Annotated in this window: 24 protein-coding genes; 11 read left to right on the forward strand and 13 right to left on the reverse strand. The window is 71.4% G+C overall.

The genetic code is table 11. From position 1 onward, the window contains the following. Positions 1-125 precede the first annotated feature (125 nt). Entirely contained in the window at positions 126-1,154 is a 1,029-nt protein-coding gene (locus OG410_RS37520) for a hypothetical protein (RefSeq protein ID WP_443063848.1), read from the reverse strand. A 252-nt stretch (positions 1,155-1,406) separates the two neighbouring features. Here OG410_RS37520 and tgmA point away from each other — a divergent pair, with 252 nt between their 5' ends. After that, the gene (gene tgmA / locus OG410_RS37525) at positions 1,407-1,598 is read left to right on the forward strand and encodes a putative ATP-grasp-modified RiPP (protein WP_103547447.1); all 192 of its coding nucleotides are present in this window, start codon (positions 1,407-1,409) and stop codon (positions 1,596-1,598) included. A 14-nt stretch (positions 1,599-1,612) separates the two neighbouring features. After that, positions 1,613-2,566: an ATP-grasp ribosomal peptide maturase gene (gene tgmB / locus OG410_RS37530; RefSeq protein ID WP_329303228.1), complete on the forward strand. Its 954-nt coding sequence runs from the start codon at positions 1,613-1,615 to the stop codon at positions 2,564-2,566. A 40-nt stretch (positions 2,567-2,606) separates the two neighbouring features. Here tgmB and OG410_RS37535 read toward each other — a convergent pair whose 3' ends face one another. Beyond that, on the reverse strand, positions 2,607-4,256 hold the full coding sequence (locus tag OG410_RS37535; protein ID WP_329303229.1) for a protein kinase domain-containing protein: 1,650 nt from the start codon (positions 4,254-4,256) through the stop codon (positions 2,607-2,609). 386 nt (positions 4,257-4,642) lie between these two features. On the opposite strand from OG410_RS37535, the gene OG410_RS37540 reads away from it, so the two are divergent. Continuing rightward, positions 4,643-6,136: a serine hydrolase domain-containing protein gene (locus OG410_RS37540; RefSeq protein ID WP_329303230.1), complete on the forward strand. Its 1,494-nt coding sequence runs from the start codon at positions 4,643-4,645 to the stop codon at positions 6,134-6,136. Between the two features lie 117 nt (positions 6,137-6,253). Continuing rightward, on the forward strand, positions 6,254-6,721 hold the full coding sequence (locus OG410_RS37545; RefSeq protein ID WP_329303231.1) for a hypothetical protein: 468 nt from the start codon (positions 6,254-6,256) through the stop codon (positions 6,719-6,721). 79 nt (positions 6,722-6,800) lie between these two features. Here the strand turns inward: OG410_RS37545 and OG410_RS37550 are convergent, their stop codons facing one another. Next, on the reverse strand, positions 6,801-7,016 hold the full coding sequence (locus OG410_RS37550) for a hypothetical protein (protein ID WP_329303232.1): 216 nt from the start codon (positions 7,014-7,016) through the stop codon (positions 6,801-6,803). 134 nt (positions 7,017-7,150) lie between these two features. Between OG410_RS37550 and OG410_RS37555 the strand changes: the two genes are divergently transcribed. Next, on the forward strand, positions 7,151-7,642 hold the full coding sequence (locus tag OG410_RS37555) for a VOC family protein (protein ID WP_329303233.1): 492 nt from the start codon (positions 7,151-7,153) through the stop codon (positions 7,640-7,642). A 65-nt stretch (positions 7,643-7,707) separates the two neighbouring features. Here the strand turns inward: OG410_RS37555 and OG410_RS37560 are convergent, their stop codons facing one another. From OG410_RS37560 to OG410_RS37600, 9 genes are all read right to left on the reverse strand, one after another. Next, positions 7,708-8,058, reverse strand: a complete 351-nt coding sequence (locus OG410_RS37560; RefSeq protein ID WP_329303234.1) for a UBP-type zinc finger domain-containing protein — start codon at positions 8,056-8,058, stop codon at positions 7,708-7,710. Further along, a complete protein-coding gene (locus tag OG410_RS37565; RefSeq protein ID WP_329303235.1) occupies positions 8,055-9,509 on the reverse strand; it encodes an ATP-binding protein in 1,455 nt (484 codons plus the stop codon). Before OG410_RS37565 ends, OG410_RS37560 begins: the two co-directional genes overlap by 4 nt. After that, positions 9,506-11,182 carry an FAD-dependent oxidoreductase gene (locus tag OG410_RS37570; RefSeq protein WP_329303236.1) on the reverse strand — a complete coding sequence of 559 codons (1,677 nt, stop codon included), beginning with the start codon at positions 11,180-11,182 and terminating at the stop codon, positions 9,506-9,508. Before OG410_RS37570 ends, OG410_RS37565 begins: the two co-directional genes overlap by 4 nt. A 96-nt stretch (positions 11,183-11,278) precedes the next feature. Further along, positions 11,279-12,583, reverse strand: coding sequence for a DUF4032 domain-containing protein (locus tag OG410_RS37575; RefSeq protein WP_329303237.1), 1,305 nt, complete (start codon positions 12,581-12,583; stop codon positions 11,279-11,281). 50 nt (positions 12,584-12,633) lie between these two features. Next, positions 12,634-13,458 carry an amidohydrolase family protein gene (locus tag OG410_RS37580; RefSeq protein ID WP_329303238.1) on the reverse strand — a complete coding sequence of 275 codons (825 nt, stop codon included), beginning with the start codon at positions 13,456-13,458 and terminating at the stop codon, positions 12,634-12,636. 73 nt (positions 13,459-13,531) lie between these two features. Further along, entirely contained in the window at positions 13,532-14,377 is an 846-nt protein-coding gene (locus tag OG410_RS37585) for an N-formylglutamate amidohydrolase (RefSeq protein WP_329303239.1), read from the reverse strand. A gap of 63 nt (positions 14,378-14,440) precedes the next feature. Then, positions 14,441-14,893, reverse strand: a complete 453-nt coding sequence (locus OG410_RS37590) for a cyclic nucleotide-binding domain-containing protein (protein ID WP_326783873.1) — start codon at positions 14,891-14,893, stop codon at positions 14,441-14,443. A gap of 183 nt (positions 14,894-15,076) precedes the next feature. Further along, positions 15,077-15,880 (reverse strand): VOC family protein, encoded by an 804-nt coding sequence (locus OG410_RS37595; protein WP_329303240.1) that lies wholly within the window; start codon positions 15,878-15,880, stop codon positions 15,077-15,079. A gap of 196 nt (positions 15,881-16,076) precedes the next feature. Then, positions 16,077-16,292 (reverse strand): DUF4177 domain-containing protein, encoded by a 216-nt coding sequence (locus tag OG410_RS37600; RefSeq protein ID WP_329303241.1) that lies wholly within the window; start codon positions 16,290-16,292, stop codon positions 16,077-16,079. 228 nt (positions 16,293-16,520) lie between these two features. Between OG410_RS37600 and OG410_RS37605 the strand changes: the two genes are divergently transcribed. The 4 genes from OG410_RS37605 (at position 16,521) to OG410_RS37620 (ending at position 20,829) form a co-directional block, all read left to right on the forward strand. After that, positions 16,521-17,162 (forward strand): DUF6629 family protein, encoded by a 642-nt coding sequence (locus tag OG410_RS37605; protein WP_329303242.1) that lies wholly within the window; start codon positions 16,521-16,523, stop codon positions 17,160-17,162. Positions 17,163-17,379: 217 nt separating this feature from the next. Beyond that, on the forward strand, positions 17,380-18,138 hold the full coding sequence (locus OG410_RS37610) for a L,D-transpeptidase family protein (protein ID WP_329303243.1): 759 nt from the start codon (positions 17,380-17,382) through the stop codon (positions 18,136-18,138). Between the two features lie 154 nt (positions 18,139-18,292). Beyond that, on the forward strand, positions 18,293-18,991 hold the full coding sequence (locus tag OG410_RS37615) for a response regulator transcription factor (RefSeq protein ID WP_328444978.1): 699 nt from the start codon (positions 18,293-18,295) through the stop codon (positions 18,989-18,991). Further along, a complete protein-coding gene (locus tag OG410_RS37620) occupies positions 18,988-20,829 on the forward strand; it encodes a sensor histidine kinase (RefSeq protein WP_329303244.1) in 1,842 nt (613 codons plus the stop codon). Before OG410_RS37615 ends, OG410_RS37620 begins: the two co-directional genes overlap by 4 nt. 149 nt (positions 20,830-20,978) lie before the next feature. Here OG410_RS37620 and OG410_RS37625 read toward each other — a convergent pair whose 3' ends face one another. Further along, positions 20,979-22,880, reverse strand: coding sequence for an AMP-dependent synthetase/ligase (locus OG410_RS37625; protein ID WP_329303245.1), 1,902 nt, complete (start codon positions 22,878-22,880; stop codon positions 20,979-20,981). 291 nt (positions 22,881-23,171) lie between these two features. Between OG410_RS37625 and sthA the strand changes: the two genes are divergently transcribed. Together sthA and OG410_RS37635 are read left to right on the forward strand one after the other, a co-directional pair. Further along, positions 23,172-24,575 carry a Si-specific NAD(P)(+) transhydrogenase gene (gene sthA, locus OG410_RS37630; RefSeq protein ID WP_326783865.1) on the forward strand — a complete coding sequence of 468 codons (1,404 nt, stop codon included), beginning with the start codon at positions 23,172-23,174 and terminating at the stop codon, positions 24,573-24,575. A 319-nt stretch (positions 24,576-24,894) separates the two neighbouring features. Continuing rightward, complete coding sequence (locus OG410_RS37635) at positions 24,895-25,836, forward strand: NADP-dependent oxidoreductase (RefSeq protein ID WP_329303246.1); 942 nt, start codon at positions 24,895-24,897, stop codon at positions 25,834-25,836. The last annotated feature ends 81 nt before the right edge of the window (positions 25,837-25,917 follow it).

Genomic DNA, 25,917 nt, shown 5'->3' on the forward strand with positions numbered 1-25,917 from the left:
TACCGCGGTGACGGCCGGGGCGGCCGGCGGGCTTCCGCGGTGACCGCCGGGAGCGGCCGGCGGGCTTCCACGTTGACCGCGCGGCCGTGCGGGAACGCCCGTTCCCGCACGGCCACTTGGCCCGCTCACTCCCGGCCGGCCGCCCCGCGCAGTGCCGCGATGGCCGTACCGATCGCCTGCTGGAGCTCCTCCAAGCGCTGCATCATGTCGTCCTCGTAGATGTCGTCGGCGTCGTCGAAGGTCAGCTCCTCGAACACCTTCGTTGCCTTCTGAAGGCTGCTGTAGAACTTCGTCCGGCGTTCCTGGACGCGCAGTTCGGGGTCCGCCTCCACCGTCTCGACGACGAGGTTCTTCATCGTGTCGTACGCCTCGGTGGCCCACTCGCCCGCGTCCTCGCCCTCGTCGAGCTCGTCGAGGAGGGACAGATGCCGTTCGGCCTCGGAGCGCAGCTCCGCCGGAGCGTCAAGCGTCTGTCCGGCCGGCGTCCTGATCTGGCCCTTCTCCGCGATCTGGCGCACGTAGCCGATGCGGTCGGCCGCCCTGTTCTCGGTGGCCACCGCCTTCTTCAGCTCGTCCGTGCGGGCGATGTCGCGGGCCAACTCGGTCTGGAGCGCCGGGTCCTCCTTCACCCGGTCGAGGAGCGCGGCCCGCGCCGCCTTCGCCGTGGAGGGGTCGGCGAGGATCGCGGCCCGCAGCGCGGTCGGGTTCTCGGCCACCTCCAGGGCCTTGGTGGGACGGATGCCCTCGGCCTCGGCGGCCTCGGTGATGGCTGCGCCGCGCTCCGAGGAGGCACTGGAGCGGGCGGCGTAGTAGGCCGACCAGGCGTCCCCGTCCGGCAGTTCGACGTCCGCGCCGGGCAGCAGGGCCTCGAAATGGGGGACCAGGCCGTCGTCGGCGGCCCTGTCCCAGGCCTTGTAGTAGCGCATGACCCGCTCGGGCGAGCAGCCGGCCAGCTCCGCGAACTCCTTCGCGGACACCTTCTGCGTGTCCTCGGCGGACTGCCCGCCCGGACGGACACTGCGCGCCACCTTCAGCGCGAAGGCCCAGCCACCGTTCCGCGCGTAGGCGCCGAAGTCATGCGCGTCGCGCTCGATGAGGCCGGGAACCCCGGTCTGCGTGGCGTCGTCTTTTGACGAGGTGATGGCTGCGGTCACCGGGAACTCTCCTGGGGTGGTGGGGCGTTGATGTCACGGAGGATGAAGCTATGGCCTAAGGTCTGCGTGGAATCAAGGAGACACGCGGAGACCGCGACCACGGCGGACACCCCAGTAAATCCGAAATGTGCAAGCCAGAAACGACGCGATGTGATGACCTTCACCCCGATGTGGCAGAAAGTGATGAATTCCTTACGGCTGTGTCACGTACGGGTGTGTATTGGCCATCGCGCGACCGCGGGAGGATCTTTCGTGCGACCGTTCACTCTCAACTACGCCCGGCCCTCAGGGCAGTCGGCCGCTGTACCCCCGTACCACTTCGACGTGTCCCTGCAACTGAACGTGCTGCCCGACGGCCGTCCGGCCGTCAGTGACCGCGCGCTGCTGATGGCGACCGGCACCACGACCTCGACGGCCGGTTCTCAGACGCACTTCGACGACTGACGGATGCCGCGCGCATGACGGTTCTCATACTCACGGCCGAACAGGACGTCACCGCCGACATGGTGGTGGCCAGACTGCATGAGCGCGGTGTGCCCATGGTGCGCCTCGATCCTGCCGACGTGCCCGGCAAGGCGGTGCTGTCAGCCGACTACGCTCACGGTGACTTCGACGGCTATCTGTCGGTCAACGGCCATGTGCTCAGCATGGGAGGCCTGCGTTCCGTGTGGGTGCGCAGACCGGGCGAGCCCGCGGCCCATGCCGCGGAACCCTCCGCATGGCTCACCGCCGAGACCAGGCAGGCCCTGTTCGGCATGCTCTACTCCGCCTCGACCCACTGGATGAACCACCCGCGCCGTGCCGAACAGGCCCGGCACAAGCCCTGGCAGCTCAGGGTGGCGCACAGCAGCGGGTTCGCCGTGCCGCCCACCGTCATCACGACCGCTCCCCGGGTGGCACAGCAGTTCGTGGAGGAGCACGGGGACGTGGTGGTGAAGTCGGCCTCGGGGCCGCCACCGGGTGAGTCTCCGGCGGCCCTGCCCACCACGCTGGTCGGACCCGGCACGGACTTCTCCGGCGTGGCGGCCGGTCCCGCCCTGCTCCAGCGCTACATTCCCCGACGCGCCGACATCCGGCTCACCGGCATCGGCACCCGGCTGTTCGCCGCCCGCAAGGCCGCCGAGCCCGGTCAGGTCGACGGCCGGTTCGGCGCGACGGACAACGGCTGGGAACCCACACCGGTGCCCCACCGCATCGCCCGTGCGGTCCACGACTACCTCGCCTTCACCGGACTCGCCTACGCGGCCTTCGACTTCGCCGAGGACGCGGACGGCATCTGGTGGTTCCTGGAGTGCAACCAGGGAGGCCAGTTCGGCTTCATCGAGCTGGAGACCGGACAGCCCATCGCCGACGAGGTCGCCGTGTGGCTGGCACAGCGAAGGCCAGGCCTCCGTATTCCGGAAGGACACTGACATGAACGCCAGATGACGGCCCGTCACTCCTTCTGGTCAGTCACTGCGTCCCGGTCCGGAAGGAGTCGAAGAAGACCTTCAGCGCCTGCCGGTTGGCGGCGGTGTCCCAGTCGTCCGCCGGGGTCGTCCAGCGCAGCGAGAAGCCCCGGTGTCCGCCGAGGAGGAAACCGCGGCCGAGGGTGCGCACTTGTACGCCCTGGGACACGGAGTACCACTCCATGTCGGCGCCCTTCATGCCGCGATAGGTCACCGGCCGGATGGCGCCCACCCGTTCGTAGCCTGTGGACACAGCGCGCAGGGACGGCTCCAGGTCGCTCCAGACGGCGACCGGGTCCGGCCCGAGCTGGGTGCTGTAGGTGACGGCCAGGGTGCGTGGATCGCCGCTCGCCCCGAACGTCACCCGGTAGGCGAGATCGTCGGAGGACTGTGTCTCCACGGGTTTCCAGCCCGACGGCAGGGCGACGGCGAAGCCCTGGGGTGCCCGGTAGAGGGAGAAGCCGGACGGCAGGGTCGCGCCGGCGGTGGCCGAGGGAGAGGGGGAGGGGGACGGCTTCGCGGACGCCGTGGGCGTCCCCTGGTCGGCGGGCGCGCCGACGTCGGTGGGGGTCGCGGACGGCGCGCGCGTGGCAGCCCGTGACGCCGCCGGGCCGGACGCGGAGGTGTCGTCCCCGTCCGGCGGTCCGCCCATCGAGGCGAACACCAGGGCGCCGGCGACGGTGACGGCGAGGGCCGCGCCCAGCAGAACCGGCCGGCCCACGGGCAGGCCTCCGCGGCTGCGCCCCGGCTGTCCCTTGTCCTCGCCCTCAGCACGCCCGTCGCGGTGGTCCCCGGCGGGATCGAGGAGATCGGGCAGCGGCTCCGGGGGCGTGACCTCCTCGAAGTTCTGCCGGAGGATGCGCGTCAGCGACTCCCGCACGACAGCCTCGGGCACCCGCTCCACGGGGTCCCAGCGCAGCAGGCCCAGGATGGCGGGAGCGAGCGGGCCCGCGCCGCGCGGGGCCCTGACCGGCAGCCGGTCCACCGCCCGGAGCGTGGCCTCCGCCTCACCCCGGTCCCGTACGGCCGGCCGCCCCTCGACCAGCGCGTACATCATCGCGCCCAGCGCCCAGAGATCGGCCGCGGGTGCGCCGCCCTCGCCGCGGGCCTGTTCGGGGGAGGCGTACGAGGGAGCGGTGACGCGGAGCGCGTCGGCGGACGCCGTCAGGCCGAACCCGGTCACGGTGACCGTGCCGTGCTCGTCGGACCACACCTGGCTCGGGCCGAGTTCGCGGTGCACGACTCCCTCGCGGTGCGCGGCGGTGAGGACATCGAGGACGCCGAGCCCGATTCCGGCAGCCCGCACATGATCGACGGGACCGTGCAGGAGGAGTTCGGACAGCGGGGCACCCGGAGGCCGCTCCGTGACGGTCCACAGGAAGCCCGGCTCCTCGACCACGTCGAGGACCGCGGCCACCCCTCCGTTACAGGCCGGCCCGAGGATCTTGGCCGTACGCAGGATCCGGTCGGCGGCGGGCTCCGGCGTCTCCTCGCCTCCGTGTCCGGCGGCACGCGACCGGGTCAGGACGACGGGCCGCCCGAAGGCGGTGTCCTCGCCGTGCCACAGGACCCGGCCCTCCTCGCGCAGGAAGGCATCGAGCAGCCGGTATCTCCCGGCGATCAACTCGCCCGCGGAGTCATGCGCCTTGGCCATCGTCATCCCTCGTCGTGTACCGGACATTCGCCTTTCCCAGAAGTACGCGGGATGTGACGAAGAGTGTTCAACGGGAGACGACTGGAGATGAGTGTTTTTACCCGGACGTCCGGCCGTCGCGCGCCCGTACGAACAGTTCAGGCCCCTGTTTCCCGCCGGTTCACCGACCGGACGTTTGGCCGGGACAGCGCTCCGGAGTGCACAGTGAACGCCAACTCGCCTTTGGGTAGGAGGAGTTGCAACGTGGCTTGGAACAGAGGAGTGCCGGTGCCGCCGGGACATGGACACCGGCGGGCCGCCCGGGAAAGATGCCGGATGCACACAATGCTCCCCGCCCGCCGTGTCCAGTCGCCGCCCGCCGCCCGAGCCATCTGGAGGCCGTCCGTATGAGTGTCCGACCGCTGCCCCAGAGCCCGCCCGCCGAGCAGGGAGTCGATGCCTCGGGCGTCACCGCGTTCCTCGACGCCGTCGAAGCCGACCCGGACATCGAACCGCACAGCCTGATGATCCTGCGCCACGGGCACCTCGTCGCCTCCGGCTGGTGGGCGCCGTACACGCCGGAGCGTCTCCAGCTCCTCTACTCGCTCAGCAAGAGTTTCACCTCCACGGCCGCCGGATTCGCCGTGGCCGAGGGCCTGTTGGACCTCGACCGGCCCGTGATCTCGTACTTCCCCGAGTTCGCGGCCGACATCACCGATCCGCGCAGCCGCGCGATGCTCGTCCGGCACGTCGCGGCCATGGCCAGCGGCCATCTCACCGAGACCTGGGCCGACGCGCTCCGGCTCGACCGGACCGAGACGGTACGCGGCTTCCTGCTGATCCCGCCGGACCGCGACCCCGGCACCGTCTTCGCGTACAACCAGTCCGCCACCTACACGCTCGCCACGATCCTCCAGCGCGTGACCGGACTTTCGCTGACCGACTACCTGCGGCCCCGCCTGTTCGACCCGCTGGGCATCGGTGAGACCGACTGGACCCGCGACCGGGCCGGCCGGGAGATCGGCTTCAGCGGGCTGCACGCCGCGACCGACGCCGTCGCCCGGCTGGGCCAGCTCTATCTGGACGAGGGCGTCTGGGAGGGGCGGCGGCTCCTGCCGGCCTCCTGGATCGCGGAGGCGACCCGCGCGCACGTCGCGACCGCGGACGGTACCCCCGAGGGCGCCCGGTCGGACTGGCAGCAGGGCTACGGGCTCCAGTTCTGGCGGGGGCGGCACGGATACCGCGGCGACGGGGCGTTCGGACAGTTCTGCGTCGTACTGCCCGAACACGACGCCGTGATCGCGACGACCGCGGCGACCGACCGGATGCAGGAACTGCTGGACCTGATGTGGCGGCATCTGCTGCCCGCGTTCGGTCCGGCACCGCTGCCGGCCGCGGGCGAGCGCGACGAGGCGCTGCGCCGACGGCTCGCCCGGCTCGCCCTGCCGCCCGTCGAGGCCGCGGCCGGGCCGGCGGAGCCCCGGGGCGTCTGGTCGCAGGCGGGGTTCGTTCCCGCCGGAGGGGTCTGTACGGCCCAGCGGACACTGACGGGAGTGACCGTCGCCGAGGACGACCAGGGCACCCGAGTCACCCTGGCCGAGGGGGACCGGCGACTCGAGCTGCGGCTCGGAGGAACCGGCTGGAGCGTCGATCCCGGCCCGACGCCGATGGCGGTGAGCGGCGGCTGGACCGCCCCGGGCACCCTGCGCGTCGACGTGCTCTTCCTGGAGACCCCGCACCGGCTGACCGTGGAGTGCGTCCTTGCCGGCCGCACCTTCACCGCCCGCTGGCACACGACCCCGCTCCACATCCGCTCCCTGGAGTCCCTCCGGGCGCCGTCGCGACAGCCGTCAACCAATCCCCGGAAAACGCCACGGCTCGCCACCCCTTCCGCCACGTAGAGATATCCACCACCATGCATATGCCGAGGTCCTGACGGGCGGACGCGGGTTCTTCCGCCCGTGCCTCCCGCGTGCCCTGCCGAGCGGAGGGAACCGGAACCGACTCCGGGGTGATGCATGACGAACCTGATGTGGTCGCGGAGCGTGGAGTGGCTGGCGGCGGCCGCCACGAATCCGAGGGCGTGCAAACGCCAGTGGGACCAGGGGAGCGGTGGTGTGCTTCTGGAGGCCGGGCGCTACTGGGACGTGCTGAGCGTGCCCGAACAGCTCGGCCTGCTCGCCCTCGACATCCTGTGGTCCGACCCGGTCCAGGTGCCGGGCCCCACGCTGGTCGACTGCGCGGCGCAGCGCGTGGGCTTCTTCCTGCCGCCCGACCCCGCGAGCCGGTGGGAGGGTTCGGGGCTCCGCCACCTCGGCAGGGGATCGTGGGTCGCCGTACCGCCGCCGTACCGTTCGGCGGGACCGCTGGAGTGGATCGTGCCGCCGGACGGGACGGGTGCGCTGCACCCCGTGGTCTCCCTGGAACTGGCGTTGCGCCAGGCCAACGGAACACTCGCCGTCCTGGCACCGCCGGCCGGCGAGTAGACCCGGCCACCCTCGGAATCGGGGCTCGGGGGCGGACCTGCCCAGTCCCGTAGAGAGACCTGTCCCGGCTCCTGGAGACCTATCCGGTCCCGTAGAAGTGCGCCTGGCCTCCGCGCCACTTCACCCACGCGGGATCATCCAGCAGATCCTCCGCGTCCGGCAGTCCCGCCCGGCCGAGGAACTCCATCAGATCCTCGTCCGAGAACGCCACGCCGAGGTTCTCGCCCCGCGCGGTCACCTCACGGCCACTGGTGTCCAGGGCCGGATGCACAACCAAAGGAGCGCGTCCGGACATGTATCCAGGATCGTCCTTCCGGCCGCGCCGCGCATCCCGGCGGACGGACACGGGCGAACACCGGTCGCCGTACGGTGGGGAAGTGGTTGTATTCGGTACTGAATGCGATACCGGTTCTCGGTGAGGAGCTTTCGATGGGCGCGACGGACCTGGCGGCGATCGAGGCGGAGCGTCAGCGGATCAGGGACGCCCATCTGAAGCCGGAGAGGGCGGCGAGCACGGCCCGCGGCGTGCACCATGTCGCGCTGCTCTCCGCGGACGTGGAGCGGACCGTACGGTTCTACCAGGGCGTCCTGGGTTTCCCCCTCACCGAGATGATCGAGAACCGGGACTACAAGGGCTCGACCCACTTCTTCTTCGATCTCGGCAACGGCAACCTGCTCGCCTTCTTCGACTTCCCCGGCCTCGACCTCGGCCCCTACGCGGAGGTGCTCGGCGGACTGCACCACCTCGCCATCTCGGTCGATCCGGCCACCTGGCGCGACCTGCGCGACCGGCTCGACGCCGCCGGGGTGGAGTACATCGAGGAGAGCGGTGCCTCGATCTACTTCCGCGACCCCGACGGCGCCCGGGTCGAACTCCTCGCCGATCCGCTCGGCGAGATGTACGGCAACAAGGTCCTCTGAGCCCCGGGCCGGGGCAGAGTCCGGGCCAGGGGCTGCGGCCTCGGGCTCAGAGGTTCAGCGGCGGCTCAGCGCAGGGTCTCGGCCCAGTTGTCCGGAACACGTCCGGCGGGGCCGGGTGCGGGCTGGTCGAGCGGGTGGCTCACCGGGGGAGTGAGGTCGGGACCGGACTCGTAGAGCTCCGAGGTGTCGTAGTCCCAGAACCAGTTCTCGCCCGGTTCGAAGCTCTGGATGACCGGATGCCCGGTGCCGCGCGCGTGCGCGGTGGCGTGCTTGGCCGGGGAGTCGTCGCAGCAGCCGATGTGACCGCACTGTGCGCAGCGCCGCAGATGGAACCACCATCCGCCGACGGCGTCGCACTCGGTGCAGCCGGTTCCGCTCGGCGGTACGGAGGGGTCGATTCCGTTCGGCGTGGTCATGACGGCTCCTCGGAGGATTCCGCGGTGGTTTCCGCCGCGGTCAGGGGCAGGCGCACCTGGAAGCGGGTGTCCCCGGGCACGGACTGCACCAGCAGACTGCCGTGATGCTTGTTGACGACGATCCGCCAGGAGATGTCCAGGCCGAGACCGGTCCCCTCGCCCACCGGCTTGGTGGTGAAGAACGGGTCGAAGATCCGGTCGCGGATCTCCTCGGGCACTCCGGGACCCGTGTCGCGGAACTCGACGAGCACATGGTCGCCGTCGGGCGCGGTCCGCACCGTCAGCGTTCCCTCCCCGGCCATCGCGGAGGCGGCGTTGTCGATGAGGTTCGTCCACACCTGGTTCAGCTCACCCGGATAGGAGGGGATCCGGGGCAGTCCACGGTCGTACTCCTTGACGACCTTGATGCCGGAGCCCATCTTGCCGGCGAGCATCATCAGGGTGCTGTCGAGCAGGTCGTGCACGTCGGCGACCTGGTAGGGCGCGCGGTCCATCTGCGAGTACTGCTTGGCCGCGTCCACGAGATGCGAGATACGGGTGGTGGAGTCCTCGATCTCGTTCATCAGCAGCTCGGTCTCGACCGTGTAGTTCAGCCACCGGACCGCGCCTTCGAGGGTCGGCCCGTCCACGGCCGCCGCGACCTGGTCCAGCCAGTCGGTGTCGAGACCCGCCTGCACGAAGGTCGGGGCGAGCTGCCAGCCACCCGCGATGTCGTGGTCGTCGAGCCAGTCGGCGAGCGCGTCCTCCCGGTCGGAGGCCTCCAGCGGGGTCAGCGGGGTGGCCTTGGCGACCTGTTCGGCGGTCCGCTCCTGGATCTCGACCAGCGTCTCCAGAGCGTCGCGCGCGTACGGTCCCGAGGCGATCATCCCCAGCTTCTGCCGCATGTGGGCCACCCGGTCACGCAGCGAGGAGGTGGCCCGTACCGCCGCCGCGGCCGGGTTGTTGAGCTCGTGCGTGAGCCCGGCCGACAGCGAGCCGAGCGCCAGCAGCCGCTCGCGCTGCCCGACGGTGCGCTGGGCGTTCTGGCTGCCGAAGAACATGCCCTCCAGCAGATGGACGGCCATCGGGAACCAGTCCCGCAGGATGGCGGAGAAGGTCGCCGCGGGCAGGACGAAGAACCGTGAGAGCTCGGTGACCCGCATGGAACCCTTGTACCGGGCGTCGTCCGGGCTGCTGAGATACGCCTGCATCGCGCCCGCGTACACCCCGCGCTTCGAGGTCCGGCTGATCTCCACGTCGTCCGCGCCGACCCGGCGCGACATCACGACCGTGCCCTCCAGGAGCACGTAGAAGCAGGTGGCCGGATCACCCTCGGTGTACACCGGCCCGGGGTCGAACTGCTCGGTCCGGCCCTCCCGGCACAGCCGGTCCAACTGGTCGCTGTCGAGCTTCTCGAACAGGAACAGGGTGCTCAGTTCGGCCGCGTCGCACGGCACCGGCCGCCCGCTCACGACTGCTCCAGATAACGGTGGACGAGCATGACGGCCATGGCTCCCTCTCCGACCGCGGACGCGACCCGCTTCGCCGACTCGGCGCGGGCGTCCCCGGCCACGAACACGCCGGGCACATTGGTTTCCAGGTGGTACGGAGGCCGGTCGAGCTCCCAGCCACGGGGCGGCTGCCCGTCGGGTGTCATGTCCGGGCCCGCCACGATGAATCCGCGGGCGTCCCGCAGGACCGTACCCTCCAGCCAGTCGGTGAGCGGGGCCGCGCCGATGAACACGAACATCCACTGCGCGTCGACGAGTTCGGTGTGGCCGCTCGCCACATCGCGCAGCGTGAGCTGCTCCAGATGACCGTCGCCGTGCGCGGACTCCACGACCGTGCCGGTGCGCACCGAGATGTTCGGCGCGTCGGAGATCTGCTCGATCAGGTAGTGCGACATCGACGCGGACAGCGAGGAACCGCGCACCAGGATGGTGACGGACTTGGCGCCCCGGGCCAGATACATCGCCGCCTGGCCGGCCGAGTTCGCGCCGCCCACGATGTACACGTCGTGGCCCTGGCAGGCGGCGGCCTCGGTCAGCGCCGAGCCGTAGAAGACGCCGCAGCCCGTCAGCTCGGCCAGCCCCGGCGCCTGGAGCTGGCGGTACGACACGCCGGTCGCGAGGATCACCGCGTGCGCGGAGATCTCGGAGCCGTCGGAGAAGCGGATGGTGCGCGAGGCCCCGGTGACCTCCAGTCCGGTCACCTCCCGCGCGGTGAGGATCTCGGCGCCGAACTTGGCCGCCTGCCGCCGCGCCCGGTCGGTGAGCTGTCCGCCGGAGACGCCGTCGGGGAAGCCGAGATAGTTCTCGATCCGTGAACTCTGGCCCGCCTGTCCGCCGGTCGCGGAGCGTTCCACGAGTACGGTGCGCAGGCCCTCGGACGCGCCGTACACGGCCGCCCCGAGCCCGGCCGGACCGCCGCCGATGACGACGAGGTCGTAGAACTCCGAGGTGGGGGTCGTGGCGAGCCCCACGTGCGCCGCGATCTCGGGGTCCTCGGGCTCGACGAGCGGGGTGCCGTCCGGGGTGACCACCAGCGGCAGCCGCTCACCGTCCTGCCCGGCGGCGCTCAGCAGCCGCTGCCCCTCGGGGGTGTCGGACGAGTACCACCGGTACGGCACCTGGTTGCGGGCCAGGAACTCCCGGACCCCCGACGAGCGGGCCGACCACCGGTGCCCGACCACCTTGCAGGCACCCACGGGCCGGTAGTCGCTGGCCCGCCACGCGTCCAGGAGGTCGTCGACCACCGGATAGAGCTTCTCCTCCGGCGGATCCCAGGGCTTGAGCAGATAGTGGTCGAGGTCGATCACGTTGATCGCGTCGATGGCCGCGTTGGTGTCCGCGTACGCGGTCAGCAGTACCCGGCGCGCTCCCGGGTACACGTCGAGGGCCTGCTCCAGGAACTCGATGCCGTTCATCTGCGGCATGCGGTAGTCGGCGAGGATCACCGCCACCTGGTCACCGCGCAGCTTCAGCTCGCGCAGGGCCTCCAGCGCGGCGTCCCCGGACTCCGCGCGCACGATCCGGTGCCCCTCGCCGTAGCGGCGCCGGAGGTCGCGGGCGACGGCCCGCGAGACCCCGGGGTCGTCGTCGACGGTCAGAATGACGGTCCGCGCCGGACTGGCGGCCTGGGTCATACCTCTCCCACCCCGAGCAGGTCAGTTGCGTTCCGGCCGAGCGGACACCGGAGGGCGCCCCGGGGCCGGTACAGGGCCAATCGTATGTACGATCGGTCACCTTTGCTCGGGAACGGGATACCCGCCGGGCGCCTCCAGGTCGTCCGCGAGGGCGGGCAGGGGGTCGTGGGCCTTCGGGAGGATGTTCGTGACGTAGTCCTTCACGGCCGCGTCCAGACCGATGTCGTGCTGGGCGCGCTCGGACAGGAACCAGCGGTGTTCGAGGAGCTCGTGGTACAGCTCGGCCGGCTCCATGGAGCCGCGGAGGTCCTGGGGCACCGCCCGGACCGCGGGCCGGAACACGTCCCGCACCCAGCGGTGGGCGAGCACCTCGGGGCGGGCGGGGTGCCGATGCCCTCCGGGCGGGGTGCCGGGGGCGGCGGAGCCCGGCGCGTAGTCGTCCTGGGTTGCCATCCAGCTCTCCAGGTCGTTCAGGAGTCTGCGGGCCTGGTTCTCCTCGGTGTCGAGTCCGGTCAGCCGCAGGAGCTGGCGCTGGTGATGGCCCGCGTCGACGACCTTGGGCACGAAGGTGACGGTGTCGCCGTTGGAGGAGCTCGCGATCTGCATCTCGGCGACGTCGAAACCGAGGTCGTTCAGGCGCCGTACGCGGCGGTCGATGTAGTGGTACTTGCCCGCCGGGTAGACGGAGGTGCGGGTCAGCTCCTCCCACAGTCCCCGGTAGCGGGCGCAGATCTCCCGGCCGAAATCGATCGGGTCCACCGAGGGGTGCAGGGCGCCGGCCGCCTCCAGGTCGAGCAGTTCGCCGCTGATGTTCACCCGGGCCAGATCGAGGTCGTAGTCCCGCTGGCCGGTGCTGAGCCGCGGATGGAGTTCACCGGTCTCGGCGTCCACCAGATACGCGGCGTAGGCTCCCGCGTCGCGCCGGAACAGCGTGTTGGACAGCGAGCAGTCGCCCCAGGCGAAGCCGGCCAGGTGCAGCCGCACCAGCAGGACGGCCAGCGCGTCCATCAGCCGGTGCATGGTGGCCGGCCGCATGGTCGTCTCGAACATCGACCGGTACGGCAGCGATCCGCCCAGATGCCGGGTGATCAGCACCGACTCCAGCGGCTCTCCGGCCGCGTCCGTGCGGCCGGTGACCACGGCGAGCGGGTCGACCGCGGGTATCCCGAGCCGGTCAAGGCCGAGCAGCAGTTCGTACTCGCGCACCGCGGGCCGTTCGGCGAGTTCCTTGACGGCCACCACCTCGTCACCGGCGCGCGCGTAGCGCACCACGTGCCGGGAGATGCCGCGCGGCAGCGGCACCAGATGGTGCTCGGGCCACTCCTCCAGGGGCAGCCGCCACGGCAGTTCGAGCAGGAGCGCGGGATGCTCCGGGTTGGTCGCGCTGATCTGCAGAGCCATGGCCGGGACGCCCTCACCTCAAGGTCGAACGCTGCTCGGGGCCCCAGCATCTACGAATGATCGCCCAGGCGGAAGACGCGCCTGGCGTTGTCCGACAGGAACAGCTCGGTGCTCTCCTCGTCCAGGCCCAGTTCGTCGAGGTGTTCCAGGGCCCGACTCGGCTCGATCATGGGGTAGTTGGAGCCGAAGAGGACCTTGCGCCGTCCCCGGCCGCGCAGATACGCGACCAGCTCCGGGGGATAGCGGCGGGTGGTGTAGGCGCTGGTGTCGATGTACACGTTCTCGTGCTTGTCGGCGACCGCGATCATCTCCGTGGTCCACGGGTAGCCGATGTGCCCGCAGACGATGGTGAGTTCGGGGAAGTCGAGCGCGACCTGGTCGATGTACGGGATGGGCCGGCCGGTCTCGGAGGGGCGCAGCGGTCCGGTGTGCCCGACCTGGGTGCAGAAGGGGACGCCGAGTTCGGCGCAGGCGGTGTACAGCGGGTAGTAGAGCCGGTCGGTGGGCGGCAGTTGCCACAGCCACGGGATGATCCGCAGGGCCACGAAGTCCAGCTCCTCGACGGCCCGCCGGAGTTCGCGCACCGCGGCGACGGGACGGGTGAGGTCGGCGCCCGCCACCCCGCGCAGCCGCCCGTCCGACCGCGCCACGAACGCGGCGACCTCGTCGTTGGTGATCAGGGCGCCCTGAGGTCCGTACCAGGCCGAGGACAGACCGGTGTCCACGTCGGCCGCCGCCAGCGCGGCCACCGTGACCTCGACCGGCATCTCCTCCTCCAGCACCTTCATGCCGGTCCAGCGGCGCAGGGACGCGAACATCTCGTGGTTGGAATGGCGGAGAGTGGGGTGCTGCATCCACGCGTCGACGACCGGCATGGTCCTGTGCCCTCCCTGAGCCGATGGCTGAGCGCTTGCTTAACGCGACCCTAGGGTGCCCGGCGCTCCGTGGCTACCTGCCCAGGGTGTCGACGCTGCGGGTCCACTCGTCCACCGCGTCCACGAGCGCGGTCAGGGCCCCGGCGAGACGCGCGAATCCCGCACTCACCGGGCCTCCCGGCTCCTTCATGTACGTGTCCCGCCGGATCTCCACCATCAGCGCCGTGACCCCGGGCTCGCGTTCGTAGTACCGCAGCGGGACGTACGCGCCGGAGAACGGACTGTCGATCCCCACACCGCCGAGCCCGGCGAACGCCTTCTCCGCGAGCGCGACGAGTTCCGGCGGTGTGTGGAAGGAGTCCGTCCCGAGGCACACCGCCGGCCGGGGCCCGTCACCGTGCAGTTCGTAGGGCAGCCGGGCCGTCGGATACGAGTGGACGTCGATGATCACGGCCCGCCCGGTGGCGGCCAGCCGGCCGGTCACCGCGGCCGTCATCGCCTGCGCGTAGGAGTGGAAGTAGCGGTCGATCAGCGGCCGCGGATCGACGTCCGCGGGCCTCAGCGGCGCCCGGTGCGTCGTCCGTGTGTAGACCGCGCCCATGCCGACCGTGAGCATCTCCTCACGTTCGTCCGGGAAGCGCTCGGGATCCACGACCAGCCGGGACAGCCGGTTGACGAACCGCCACGGCGTCAGCCCGGCCGCCTCGGCCGCGGCCGAGGCCAGTTCGGCGGTGTGCGCGTCGGTGATGTGGTCCAACTCGCCGTCCAGCGCCGTGTCGTCCAGGAGGATGCCGGCGCGGACCGGCGCGGGGATCTCCCTGGAGGAGTGCGGCACGTGCAGGATCACGGGCGAGTGGACCGCTCCGGGCAGGAGCGCGAAGGAGTCCGGGGTGTCCGGGGAACCGTGGATGTCGTTCATAAGAGATCACTGTCGCAGCCGGGTCTGACAATGGGCGGGACCCGACGACCTCGCCGTGTGTGCTCAGCCACCGCCGCCGCGGCGCGCGTAGTGCTCGATGAGTGCCGTCCGGGTCGTTTCGAGACGGTGGGCCAGGATCGCGCCGATCGTCCGCGTCAGCGACAGCTCCAGCGTCGGATCCTGGTCGCACAGCGTGCGTACCTCGGAGGCGTCGAACTCGTAGGCGCGTACCGGGCTGAAGGCCTCGGCGCCGAAGTCCCAGGTGTGCGGGCGGAACAGCCACGACCAGCCGAGCAGGTCGCCGGGCCCGAGCTGGGCGACGGTGATCCGCCGGTCGGCGATGACCCGCTGGTACAGCGAGACCGTTCCGGAACGGACCACCCAGAAGCGGTCGGCGGTGCCCCCTTCCTCGAAGATCGGCCCGTCCGCGGGAAAGGACACCTCGCGGGCCACGCTCATCAGCCGATCACGGTGTTCGGGGGAGAGCGCGTGCAGGAGCCGGAGAGCAGTGGGCATCGCGGACCTCCATCGGGTCGCCGCACGACCGAGGGGGTCGGCGGCGCCTGTCGTACCGGTGGTATCCCGTCATCCTCTATTGGAGCCCGAACGGCGTAATCCGTCGCGTCGTGGGACGGTCGGGTTCGCCGCGGGAGGGGTCGCGTCCTGCGTGGGGCGGTCGTGCGCGCGCCGTCCGGGGCGTCATCCGGCGGTCCGGGAGGTCACCGAGAAGCGGGCCCCGTCGGGGTCGATGATGAGCGCCTCCACCGAGCCGATGCCCTGCTGGTGCGCGGCGCCGCCGTGGGCGCGCGCCGCGCGGACACAGGCCTCCACGTCGTCGACTGCGAAGTGGATCTGCCAGTGCGGCCGCAGACTCGGGTCGGGGGCGGCACCCAGCGCGCCGGAGTGGATCCGGGCCACCACGTCGCCGAAGCTGCGCAGGACGACCTCGCTCTCCTCGTAGTCGACCTCGCAGCAGCCCGGGACGGAGGAGGCCCAGCCCAGCACCTCGCCGTAGAAGATGGCGGCGTCGAAGGCGTCGCGGGTGTGCAGGCGGATGAAGGAGGGGGCCGCGTTGCGCCAGCGTTCCCAGCCGGACACCAGGTCGCCCTCCCAGATCCCGAAGACCGCGCCGTCCCGGTCGGCCAGCAGCGCGGCCCGGCCCGGGGGCAGCGAGATCGGGCCCACCGCGGTCGTGCCGCCGCGCTCCTGGCTGCGCGAGACGGTCTCGTCGGCGGAGGCCACGGCGAAGAACGCGGTCCAGGCGACCGCGGTGTTCGCCACGGAGCCGACCTCGGAGATCCCCGCGACCGGAACCCCGGCGACACTGGCGACGCGGTACTGCTCGCCCAGCCTGGTGCCCGGGGTCCACCTCCAGCCCAGAACCGCGGTGTAGAACTTCTGGGCGGCCATCAGGTCGCGGGTGGTGAGACTGACCCAGCACGGCGCGCCGAAGACCGCCTTGCTGGTGACGATACCGGTGTCGAGAGTTCCGTCGCTCTTCATCGCCGCCCGTCCTGACGCGATCGGCCGACAGCGGTCTCGCGGGGTGCGGGGCCCTCGTGGGGTTCCCGGACGTCGGTTCAGACCTGAGAGGCCCTCCGTGCCGGAAGGCCTCCGACGGCGTCAGTGGCACCTGCGGATCCGCTGTCCCATCACTCACAGCATCTCCCGCTTCGGCGCCGCGCGCACCACGCGAGCGTCAGGCGCGCGGTCGTTCCAGGGTGAGCAGCAAACCTTCCACGGCGCCGGGGCCTATGCGGCCCTTGACGTCCGCGGCCGTGATCGCCTTGAGCGCCCACCCGTCCTCGGCATGCTTGTTCAGGACCTTTTCCAGCTTGTCGCTGTCCAGCGCGTCGCCGATCAGCGACTCACGGAACGTGACGACCTTGTATTCGAAGGCGTACGGGGTGCTCATGGTTGCGGAGCTCTCCTGCGTGTTGGACGGTATGACCGGGCCCACCCAATCACTCTTCGCGGCCGCGGCACAGGGGCGAACCGGACGGTAGGCATACCTTTGTTGAAACTTCATGAAGTGCCGTGCCGGGAAGGCGTCCTGACGGCAGGCCGGAAGAGGAGCCGGGCCCGGGCGTCGTAGCGTGGACGCGGGTCGACGGGAACGGTGACGGCGGACGCAGGGGGCTCGATGTGCTGGAGTGCGACGGCCGATCTGGCGGCCGGTACCGGGGTGGCCGCGGTCGGCGTCGCCTGTGTGGTCCGGGCACGGCGCAGGACGGATCTCCCGCTGGCCGCGCTGCCGTTGCTGCTCGGCGCCCACCAGATCGTCGAGGCCCGGGTCTGGGACACCGGTGGCGGTACGGGTCCCGCCACCGTGGCCTGGGCCGTGATCGCCCTCCCGTTGCTGGCGGTGTGGGTACCGGCGGGCGTCCTGTGCGCGGTGCCGCGCCGCGCCCGGCGCCGGCTGCTGCTCCCGCTCGCCGCCGGTGTCGCTACCGCGGCCGTGCTCGCGCACTCCATGGCCGTCCGTCCCGTCAGGGCCGAGATCCGCGGCCACACCATGGGCTATGTCGTCGACCTGCCCCGGCCCGGACTGGTCATCGCGGGCTACCTCGTCGCCACCGTCGGCGCGCTGCTGGTCTCCGGCGACCGCGGGCTGGTGCTGCTCGGCGCTCTGACCGGGGCGGGCGCGGTGATCTGCTGGTCGCTGTGGGAGCTGGAGTTCGTCTCCACGTGGTGCGCGTGCGCCGCGGTCGTCTCGGTGACCCTGCTGGGCTGGGTGAACGCGCGGGATGCCGTCGGCCCGCCGGAGCGGGTGGATCACGCCTGATCCCGTCTCCCCGTCCGGAGCGGGTGGATCACGCGCGACGGCGCGGAGCCCGTCCGGGGACGAGCCCGGTGCCGTCCGGCGTCGAGCCCGGTGCCGTCCTGCGTCGCGTGGACTGCGGCTGATCCTGCGGAGGACCGGTGATCCGCCGCATCCTGGGTACGCGGCGAACCGTGGATGATCTGACGAGTTCCTCATATGTGTCGGCCAGGGTCGATACATGATCAACTCCGCACACCGTGTCCGGGCGACGGTCGTCGCCGCCTCCCTCCTGCTCGCCGGCTGCGGCGGCGGCCCGGCCGAGAGGCTCGGCCCCGGGGCCGGCGGCTCACCGTCGCGTCACGGCGAGGCGACACCGGCGCCCGGGCCGGCCGCCTCGCGCGCGGCGGCACCGGGGCGACTGCCGGGACTCGGCCCCAGGACGCTGGCCGCGATCCCGTCGCGGACCCGTCAGGCCGTCGTGGTGACCGGCCGGGACAGGAACTCCTCGCGGTCCACCGTGGTGCTGTACGAGCGCACGGAGGCGGGCTGGCGGGCCGGTCCGAGCCGGCCCGCGCACAATGCCCTCAAGGGCTGGACCGGCCACCATCGCGCCGGTGACCTGCGTTCCCCCATAGGCGTCTTCACCCTGACGGACGCCGGCGGGCTGCTGGCCGATCCCGGAACCCGGCTCCCGTACGACCGCTCGCGCGCCTTCACCTCACCCGGCACCGGCTTCGAGGGCGAGCCGCTGGCCGGCTCCTTCGACTACGTCGTCGCCGTCGACTACAACCGCAGGCCCGGCACCACACCCCTGGACTGGACCCGGCCGCTGGGCGCGGGCCGCGGCGGGGGCATCTGGCTGCACGTGGACCACGGAGGCCCCACCCACGGATGCGTCGGTCTGCGCGAGGACGACCTGGTGGAGCTGATGCGTGCCCTGGACCCCGCCCGGCACCCCGTGGTCGTCATGGGGGACGCCGCCTCCCTGGGGCGCTGACGCCCGCCGGGAGCCCCCAGGGCTGTCCCGGGATCCCCCGGGCCCGCGCCGGACCCCGGCCGCAGTGTCCTTCGAGGTTGTCAGGAAGGTGTCAGGGTGTGGGAAGCCCCTCTCACCGGCCGCCGCGCGGCCGGCAGGCCCTAGCATCGGCCGCGTGTGCGCATACGTGCTGGTGGCGGAGGACGACGAGAAGCAGGCGGAGCTGATACGCCGTTCGCTGCTGAGCGAGGGGCATACCGCGGCCGTGGTCCACGACGGCGCGGCCGCCCTCGCCGAGGTCCGGCGGCACCGGCCCGACCTCGTCGTCCTGGACCTGATGCTCCCGGTGGTCGACGGCTTCGGCGTGTGCCGGGCGCTGCGGGAGAACGACGACATCCCCGTCCTGATGCTGACCGCCCGCTCCACCGAGGACGACGTCCTGCTCGGCCTGGAGCTCGGCGCGGACGACTACATGACCAAGCCGTACAGTCCGCGCGAGCTCATGGCCCGTATCCGTACGGTGCTCAGACGCGGCGGCCGGCCCGCGGGCGGCCGGGAGGCCGATCCGGTCGTCAGGGCAGGGGGGATCGCGGTGGACCCGCGGCGGCACACGGTCCTGTGCGACGGCTCGCCGGTGGACTGCACCCCGGGCGAGTACGAGATCCTGCTCGCGATGGCCGCCGAACCCGAACGGGTCTTCTCCCGGCGGCAGTTGCTGCATCACACCCGGGGCATCGACCGGGCCTCGACCGAGCGGGCCATCGACGTGCACATCATGAACCTGCGCAAGAAGATCGAGGCGGACCCGCGCAGACCGGCACGTCTGGTCACCGTGTTCGGCGTCGGGTACAAGCTCAGGGGCGAGAGGGCGTGAGCCGTGCCGTGCCCCTGCGCAAGAGCCTGCTGGTCAGGCTGCTGATCACGTCCGTGCTCATCGCCGTGTGCTCCGTGGCCGCGACCGCCTGGCTCGCGGTGCAGACCACCACCCGGGCCATCCAGGAGGAGCAGGGTCAGGTGCTCGCCGAGGACATGGACATCCTCCGGCGGCTCAGCGGATACGCGGCCACCCACGACGACTGGTCCCATGTCGCCGGAACGCTGCGTACGATCTCGCAGCGGACGGGCCGGCGCATCGCGCTGACCGCCGGAGACCGCGTCCCCTTCGCCGACTCCGCGGCCCGCGGGACCTCCCTCCCGCCCCGCGCCGCCGCCACCGTCGATCCGCTGCGCACCGACACCTACACGGAACCCGGCGCACAGCTCACCGGTGTCGACCCACGTGTCGTCGGGCCGTACCGGCTGACCACGACCGAGCGTCTGTCGGTGGACAAGCTGGCCGTGGTGCGTCAGCTCTGCTTCTCCCGCAACGGCATACGGACCCGCACGGAGCGGATGCCCAGCGGCCGGACCGTGCTGAAGGGCGTGGACGGGACGGTCGACCCCGGCTATGTGCCGGCCGAATGCGCCGACGGCAGGCTCAACACCCCCACCCCGACCGAGCGGAAGGCCCTGGACGCCCTGTCGGCACTCACCCGGACCTGTCTGGACCGGCACAAGGTGCACCTCGACCACTTCGTGGCGCTGCCGCTGGAGGCCGCGAGCGGAGCCACCCCGGTCCCCTACCTGACGGGCAAGCGACTCGGCGACCAGGACGGGCCACTGGCCCGGACGGCGAACGCCTGCGTCGCCGAGGCCCGCCTCCGTCAACTCGACCCCTACGTCGCCCCGGCCGCCGAACTCTTCCTCGGCACGGGGGACAGGCCCGTTCCCCGCTTCGACATGTCGGCCGCCAACAAGGCCAAGGTGTTCGGTGTCGCCGGACTCGTCCTCGCCCTCACTGTGGCCGTGACCGCGCTGGTCGCCACCCGGCTCGTGCGCCCCCTGCGCGCGCTGACCCAGGCCGCGCGGCAACCCCTGGAGCGGCACGTACGCGTGCCCGTCACCACCCGGGACGAGACCGGCATCCTCGCCCTCGCCTTCAACGAACTGACCGAGCGCCGCGAGCGGATGGAGGCCCAGCGCAAGGCGATGGTCAGCGACATCGCGCACGAACTGCGCACGCCTCTCACCAACATCCGCGGCTGGCTGGAGGTGGCCCGCGACGGCCTCGTGGACCCCGACCCGGAACTGCTGTCCTCCCTGCACGAGGAGGCCGTGGTGCTCCAGCGTGTCATCGACGACCTCCAGGACCTCGCGGCCGCCGACGCGGGCACGCTGCGACTGCACCGCGAGGAGGTGCGCGCCGACGAACTCCTCGAACAGGTCGCCGCGGCACACCGGGTCGGTGCGCGGGCCGCCGGCATCCGGCTGGTGACCGAGGTGGCCGGTGCGCCGTGGCTGGACGCGGACCCCGTACGGATGCGGCAGGCGCTCGGCAATCTGGTGTCCAACGCGACCCGCCACACCCCGCCCGGAGGCACGGTCACGCTCTTCGCGCACCGCGAGGAGGACGAGGTCGTGTTCGAGGTGGCCGACACCGGCGGCGGTATCGCTCCCGGAGATCTGGCCAGCGTCTTCGACAGGTTCTGGCGGGCGGAGAAGTCCCGCAGCCGGCGTACCGGCGGCAGCGGTCTGGGCCTCGCCATCGTCCGTCAGCTGGTCGCCGCCCACGCCGGAACCGTCTCCGTCACCAGCGAGGTGGGCGCCGGTTCGGTCTTCACCCTGCGGCTGCCCGGCCCCCGGCCTCAGGCCTCGGCCACCGGCTCCGACTGAGGAACCGGAGGCGCCTCAGCCGGGCATCCGGGCTGCTTCAGCCGGTCACCCGGCTCCGGGTGCCCGGATTTTGCGCGCCTGGATTCCGGTCACCTGGATTCCGGTCACCTGGTTTCCGCGCGCCTGGATTCCGAGCGCGGGGAATCCGGTCACCGGAACACGTTGTCGGAGTCGTCCAGGATCGACGGGTCGCCGATCATCGCCTCCCGCGGAACCCGCGACGAGGTCTGGTACATCGCCTCGATCTCGGCCGCGTACCGCTGGGCGATCGCGTCCCGGCGCAGTTTCAGCGAAGGCGTCAGCAGCCCGTTGGACAGGTCGAAGGGTTCCGGGAGGACACGGAAGACCCGGATGGACTCGGAGCGGGAGACGGTGCTGTTGGCCGCCGCGACCGCGCGCCTGACCTCCTCGCGCAGCTCGTTCTCCTCCCGCGCGTCCCGGGCGGGTGTCTCCCCCTTGGCCCGGGCGGCGCGCCAGTGCGTCACGAACTCCGGGTCCAGGGTGATCAGAGCGCCCACACAGGGCCTGTTGTCGCCCACGACGGCCGCCTGATGGATGAGCGGATGGACCCGCAGGCGTTCCTCCAGAGCCGCGGGGGCCACGCTCTTGCCCCCGCTGGTGATGATGATGTCCTTCTTGCGCCCGGTGATGGTCAGATAGCCCTCGGAGTCCACCCGACCGAGGTCCCCGGTCGCCAGCCAGCCGTTGCGGAACGAGGCCGCCGTCGCCGCGGAGTCGTTGATGTAGCCCTGGAACACGGAGGGCCCCCACACGAGGATCTCCCCGTCGTCGGACACCTGGATCTCCGTGCCCGGCAGGGGGCGTCCGACGGTGCCGAACTTCTCCCGGCCGACCGGCTGGGCGGTGATCCCTCCGCTGGTCTCGGTGAGCCCGTATCCGTCGTGGACGAAGATGCCGATTCCCGCGAAGAACAGGGCGAGTTCACGGTTCAGCGGGGAGCCGCCCGAGACCGCGCCGCACACCCGTCCGCCCAGCGCGGCGCGCAGCCTCTTGTACACCGTCTTCTCGTAGAGCGAGTGCTGGAGCCGCAGATCGAAACCCGGACCCGGACCCGTGCCCAGCCGCTGCTTCTCCTCGGCGAGGGCGAAGTCCCGTGCCGTGCGCACGGCACGCTCGAACAGCACACCACGACCGGCTCGTTGGGACGCCCGCACGAAGTTCTTGTAGATCCTCTCGAACACGGACGGGACGGCGTACAGATAGGTCGGCCGGAACGAGAGCATGGCCTCGGAGAGGGTCTCCTCCCGCAGATCCGGTTCGTGGCCCATCAGGAGGCCGCCGCGCAGACAGATCCCCTGGACCATCAGCCCGTAGGCGTGGGAGAAGGGCAGGAAGGCGAGCACGGCCGGCTGCGTGTCCGGCGGAGCCGCCGTCTGCCTCCAGCCTTCGAGCAGCGTGTCGCAGGGGCTCGCCAGGCTGCGGTGGGTCAGGGCGCAGCCCTTGGACTGTCCCGTCGTGCCGGAGGTGTACGCGATGACCGCGGTGGAGTCGGCCAGCACGATCCGGCGCAGCGAGTCGACCGCGGTCGCGGGTATCGCCCGGCCGCGCTCCACCAGTTGGGCCACCGCCCCGGCGTCCAACTGCCAGACGTGGCGCAGGAACGGGAGCGCGGCGCACGCCGAGCCGACCGTCATGATGCCCTGCTCGTCCTCGACCACCACGCCCACGCAATGCGCGTCCTGAAGGATCCACGCGACCTGTTCGTGTGACGACGTCGGATAGACCGGCACGACCTCGGCGCCCACCGACCACAGGGCGTAGCTCAGCACCGTCCACTCGTAGCGGGTGCGCGCCATGATGGCCACACGGTCGCCCGGCCGGATGCCGGACCGGACGAACCCCCGTGCCACGTCGACCACTTCGGCCCACAGCTCGGCCGCCGTCACCTGGATCCAGCCACTCGAGCGGCCTTCGGCGCGGCGCGCGAGCTGCGGCAGATCAGGGGTGTTGAGCGCGGTTTCGCGGAGGCTGTCGGCGAGTCCCCCCTGGGTGGGCGCGGTCGGCGGTGCGGAAAGGTGGGACTGATGCATTCGCGCTCCGGGATTCTCCTCGACGCGACCTCACCCCCGGAGGCGCCGATGCCAAGGATTCCCGAATGTAGCCCACCCGGGCGCGGCCCGTGCCCTATTCCGGCATGCGTTCGCCCACCGCTGAGTCCCCGTTTCCCGGGGTGCAGGTTCGTCCGGCCGAAACCCGTCGGTCGCCGCCGGACACCGGCCCGGCGAAGGTGGCACCTCGCGCCGGCGCTTCATCCGTCACTCGGGCGACGGATCCCCCGTTCGCCCTATCGGGAAGCGGTCCCGGGCTGACAGACTCCGCTGGTGCGCGACTTCGACATGCTCGTCATCGGATCCGGCCCGGGTGGACAGAAAGCCGCCATCGCAGCGGCGAAGCTCGGCCGTCGGGTCGCCGTCATCGACCGCCCCGACATGGTCGGCGGGGTCTCCATCCATACCGGAACCATCCCTTCCAAGACGCTGCGTGAGGCGGTCCTGTATCTCAGCGGCCTCAGCCAGCGGGATCTGTACGGCCAGAGCTACCGGCTGAAGGAGGACATCACCGTCGCCGACCTGACCGCTCGCACCGAGCACGTGGTCAGCCGCGAGGTGGACGTCATCCGCAGCCAGCTCTCGCGCAACCACGTGTCCCTGTTCGCCGGCGTCGGCCGCTTCGTGGACGACCACACGGTCGCCCTGACCGAAGCGAACGGCAACGAGAAGCGGTTGAGCGCCGACCACATCGTCATCGCCACCGGCACGCGTCCCGCGCGGCCGGGCACCGTCGAGTTCGACGGTCGGACGATCATGGACTCGGACAACGTCCTGAATCTGGAGCAGGTGCCGCGCTCCATGGTCATCGTCGGCGCCGGTGTGATCGGCATGGAGTACGCCTCCATGTTCGCCGCCCTCGGATCCAAGATCACGGTGGTCGAGAAGCGGCCCGCGATGCTCGACTTCTGTGACGTCGAGGTGATCGAGTCGCTGAAGTACCACCTGCGGGACCTGGCCGTGACGTTCCGGTTCGGTGAGACCGTCGCCGCCGTGGAGCGCCATGCCCGGGGCACGCTCACGGTCCTGGAGAGCGGCAAGAAGATACCCGCCGACGCGGTCATGTACTCGGCGGGGCGACAGGGTCTCACCGACGAACTCGACCTCGGCAAAGCGGGGTTGTCCGCCGATCCGCGCGGCCGGATCACCGTCGACGAGCACTACCGCACCGAGGTGCCGCACATCTACGCCGTGGGTGACGTCATCGGTTTCCCGGCACTCGCGGCCACTTCGATGGAACAGGGCCGTACGGCGGCGTACCACGCCTGCGGTGAACCGGTGAACCGGATGCACGACCTGCAGCCCATCGGCATCTACACCATCCCGGAGATCAGTTTCATCGGCCGCACCGAGGACCAGCTCACCGAGGACTGCGTGCCGTTCGAGGTGGGCATCTCCCGCTACCGGGAACTGGCCCGGGGACAGATCATCGGCGACTCGCACGGCATGCTGAAGCTGCTGGTCTCGCCCGACGACCGCAAGCTCCTCGGCGTCCACTGCTTCGGCACCGGCGCGACGGAGCTCATCCACATCGGCCAGTCCGTGATGGGCTGCGGCGGAACGGTCGACTATCTGGTCGACGCCGTCTTCAACTACCCGACGCTCGCCGAGTCCTACAAGGTCGCCGCACTGGACGCGACCAACAAGATCCGTCAGATCGACCGGCTCAGGGACTGACCGCCGTACGGGACTTCGCGAAGGTACTGCGCGACACGGGCCGGGCATGGCACCGTGGACCCAGGGTCTGGCCCGTCGCTCCCCCCGTGGTGACGGGTCAGACCTCTTTGTCTTCCGCCGGCCGCCTTCCGCCGACCGCCGTATGCCCGCGGTCGGCCGTCGGCCGAAGACCGCCCGCGGCGGCGCGGGGCGCGAGCCCGGCAGGAAAGCCGCCGGTCCCGGAACTATCGTGAGGAACGGCCGGTCCGTGCCGGAGCACGAGGAACCGATGGGGACCGACTCGACGGAGGGCTGTGCCGTCCCGACGAGGAGGAACCGGATGAACGCCACGATGCACGCGGTACGCGGACATCGGCGCGGCGGGCCGGAGGAGCTGGTCTACGAGGTCGCGCCGAAGCCGGTCCCCGGTCGCGGGGATGTGCTGGTCGAGGTGCGGGCGGCGTCGGTCACCCCGGGCGAGCTCGACTGGGACGCGACCTGGACCGACAGCTTCGACGGCGGCAGCCCGCGCCTGCCGGTCGTGCCGTCCAAGGAGGTGTCCGGGGTGGTGGCCGAGCTCGGCCACGGCGTCACGGACTTCAGGCCCGGCGAGGCGGTCTACGGCCTGATTCCCTTCACCCGGGACGGAGCGGCGGCCGAGTACGTGACCGCTCCCGCGGCGGGGCTCGCCGCGAAGCCGGGGTCGCTCGACCACGAGCGGACGGCCGCGCTGCCGCTCGCGGGCCTGACCGCATGGCAGGGCCTGGTCGCCCACGCCGGCGTCACGCCGGGGCAGCGCGTGCTGGTGCACGGCGGAGCGGGCGGCGTGGGCTCGTTCGCCGTCCAGGTCGCGGCCGCGCTGGGGGCCGAGGTGACGGCCACCGCTTCGGCCGGGGACGCGGACTTCGTGCGGGGCCTGGGTGCCGAGACCGTGATCGACTACGCCGGACAGCGCTTCGAGACCGAGGTGAAGGACGCGGACGTCGTCTTCGACACCGTCGGAGGGGACACACAGGCCCGCTCCTGGGAGGTGCTGCGTCCGGGCGGAGTCCTGGTCAGTGTCGTCGAACCGCCGGCGCCGCCGGAGGGGGCGGACGCCCGCGCGGTGTTCTTCGTGGTCGAGCCGGACCGCTCCGGTCTGGAGGAGCTGACGGCCCTAGTCGAGGCGGGACGGCTGATCCCGCAGGTCGACCGGATCCTTCCCCTGGAGAGCGCCCCGGGGGCCTACGCGGCCCTCGAACGCGAGCACCGGCGCGGCAAGATCGTACTGAGGGTGTCCTAGGCAGGGTGTCCTGGGATCCGGCCTGCTTCCGGAGGCCGGGCCCCGACTGCTTCCGAAGGTCAGGGGCCGGGGTGCCGACTC

This window comes from Streptomyces sp. NBC_00659 (assembly GCF_036226925.1).
Taxonomy (GTDB): Bacteria; Actinomycetota; Actinomycetes; order Streptomycetales; family Streptomycetaceae; genus Streptomyces.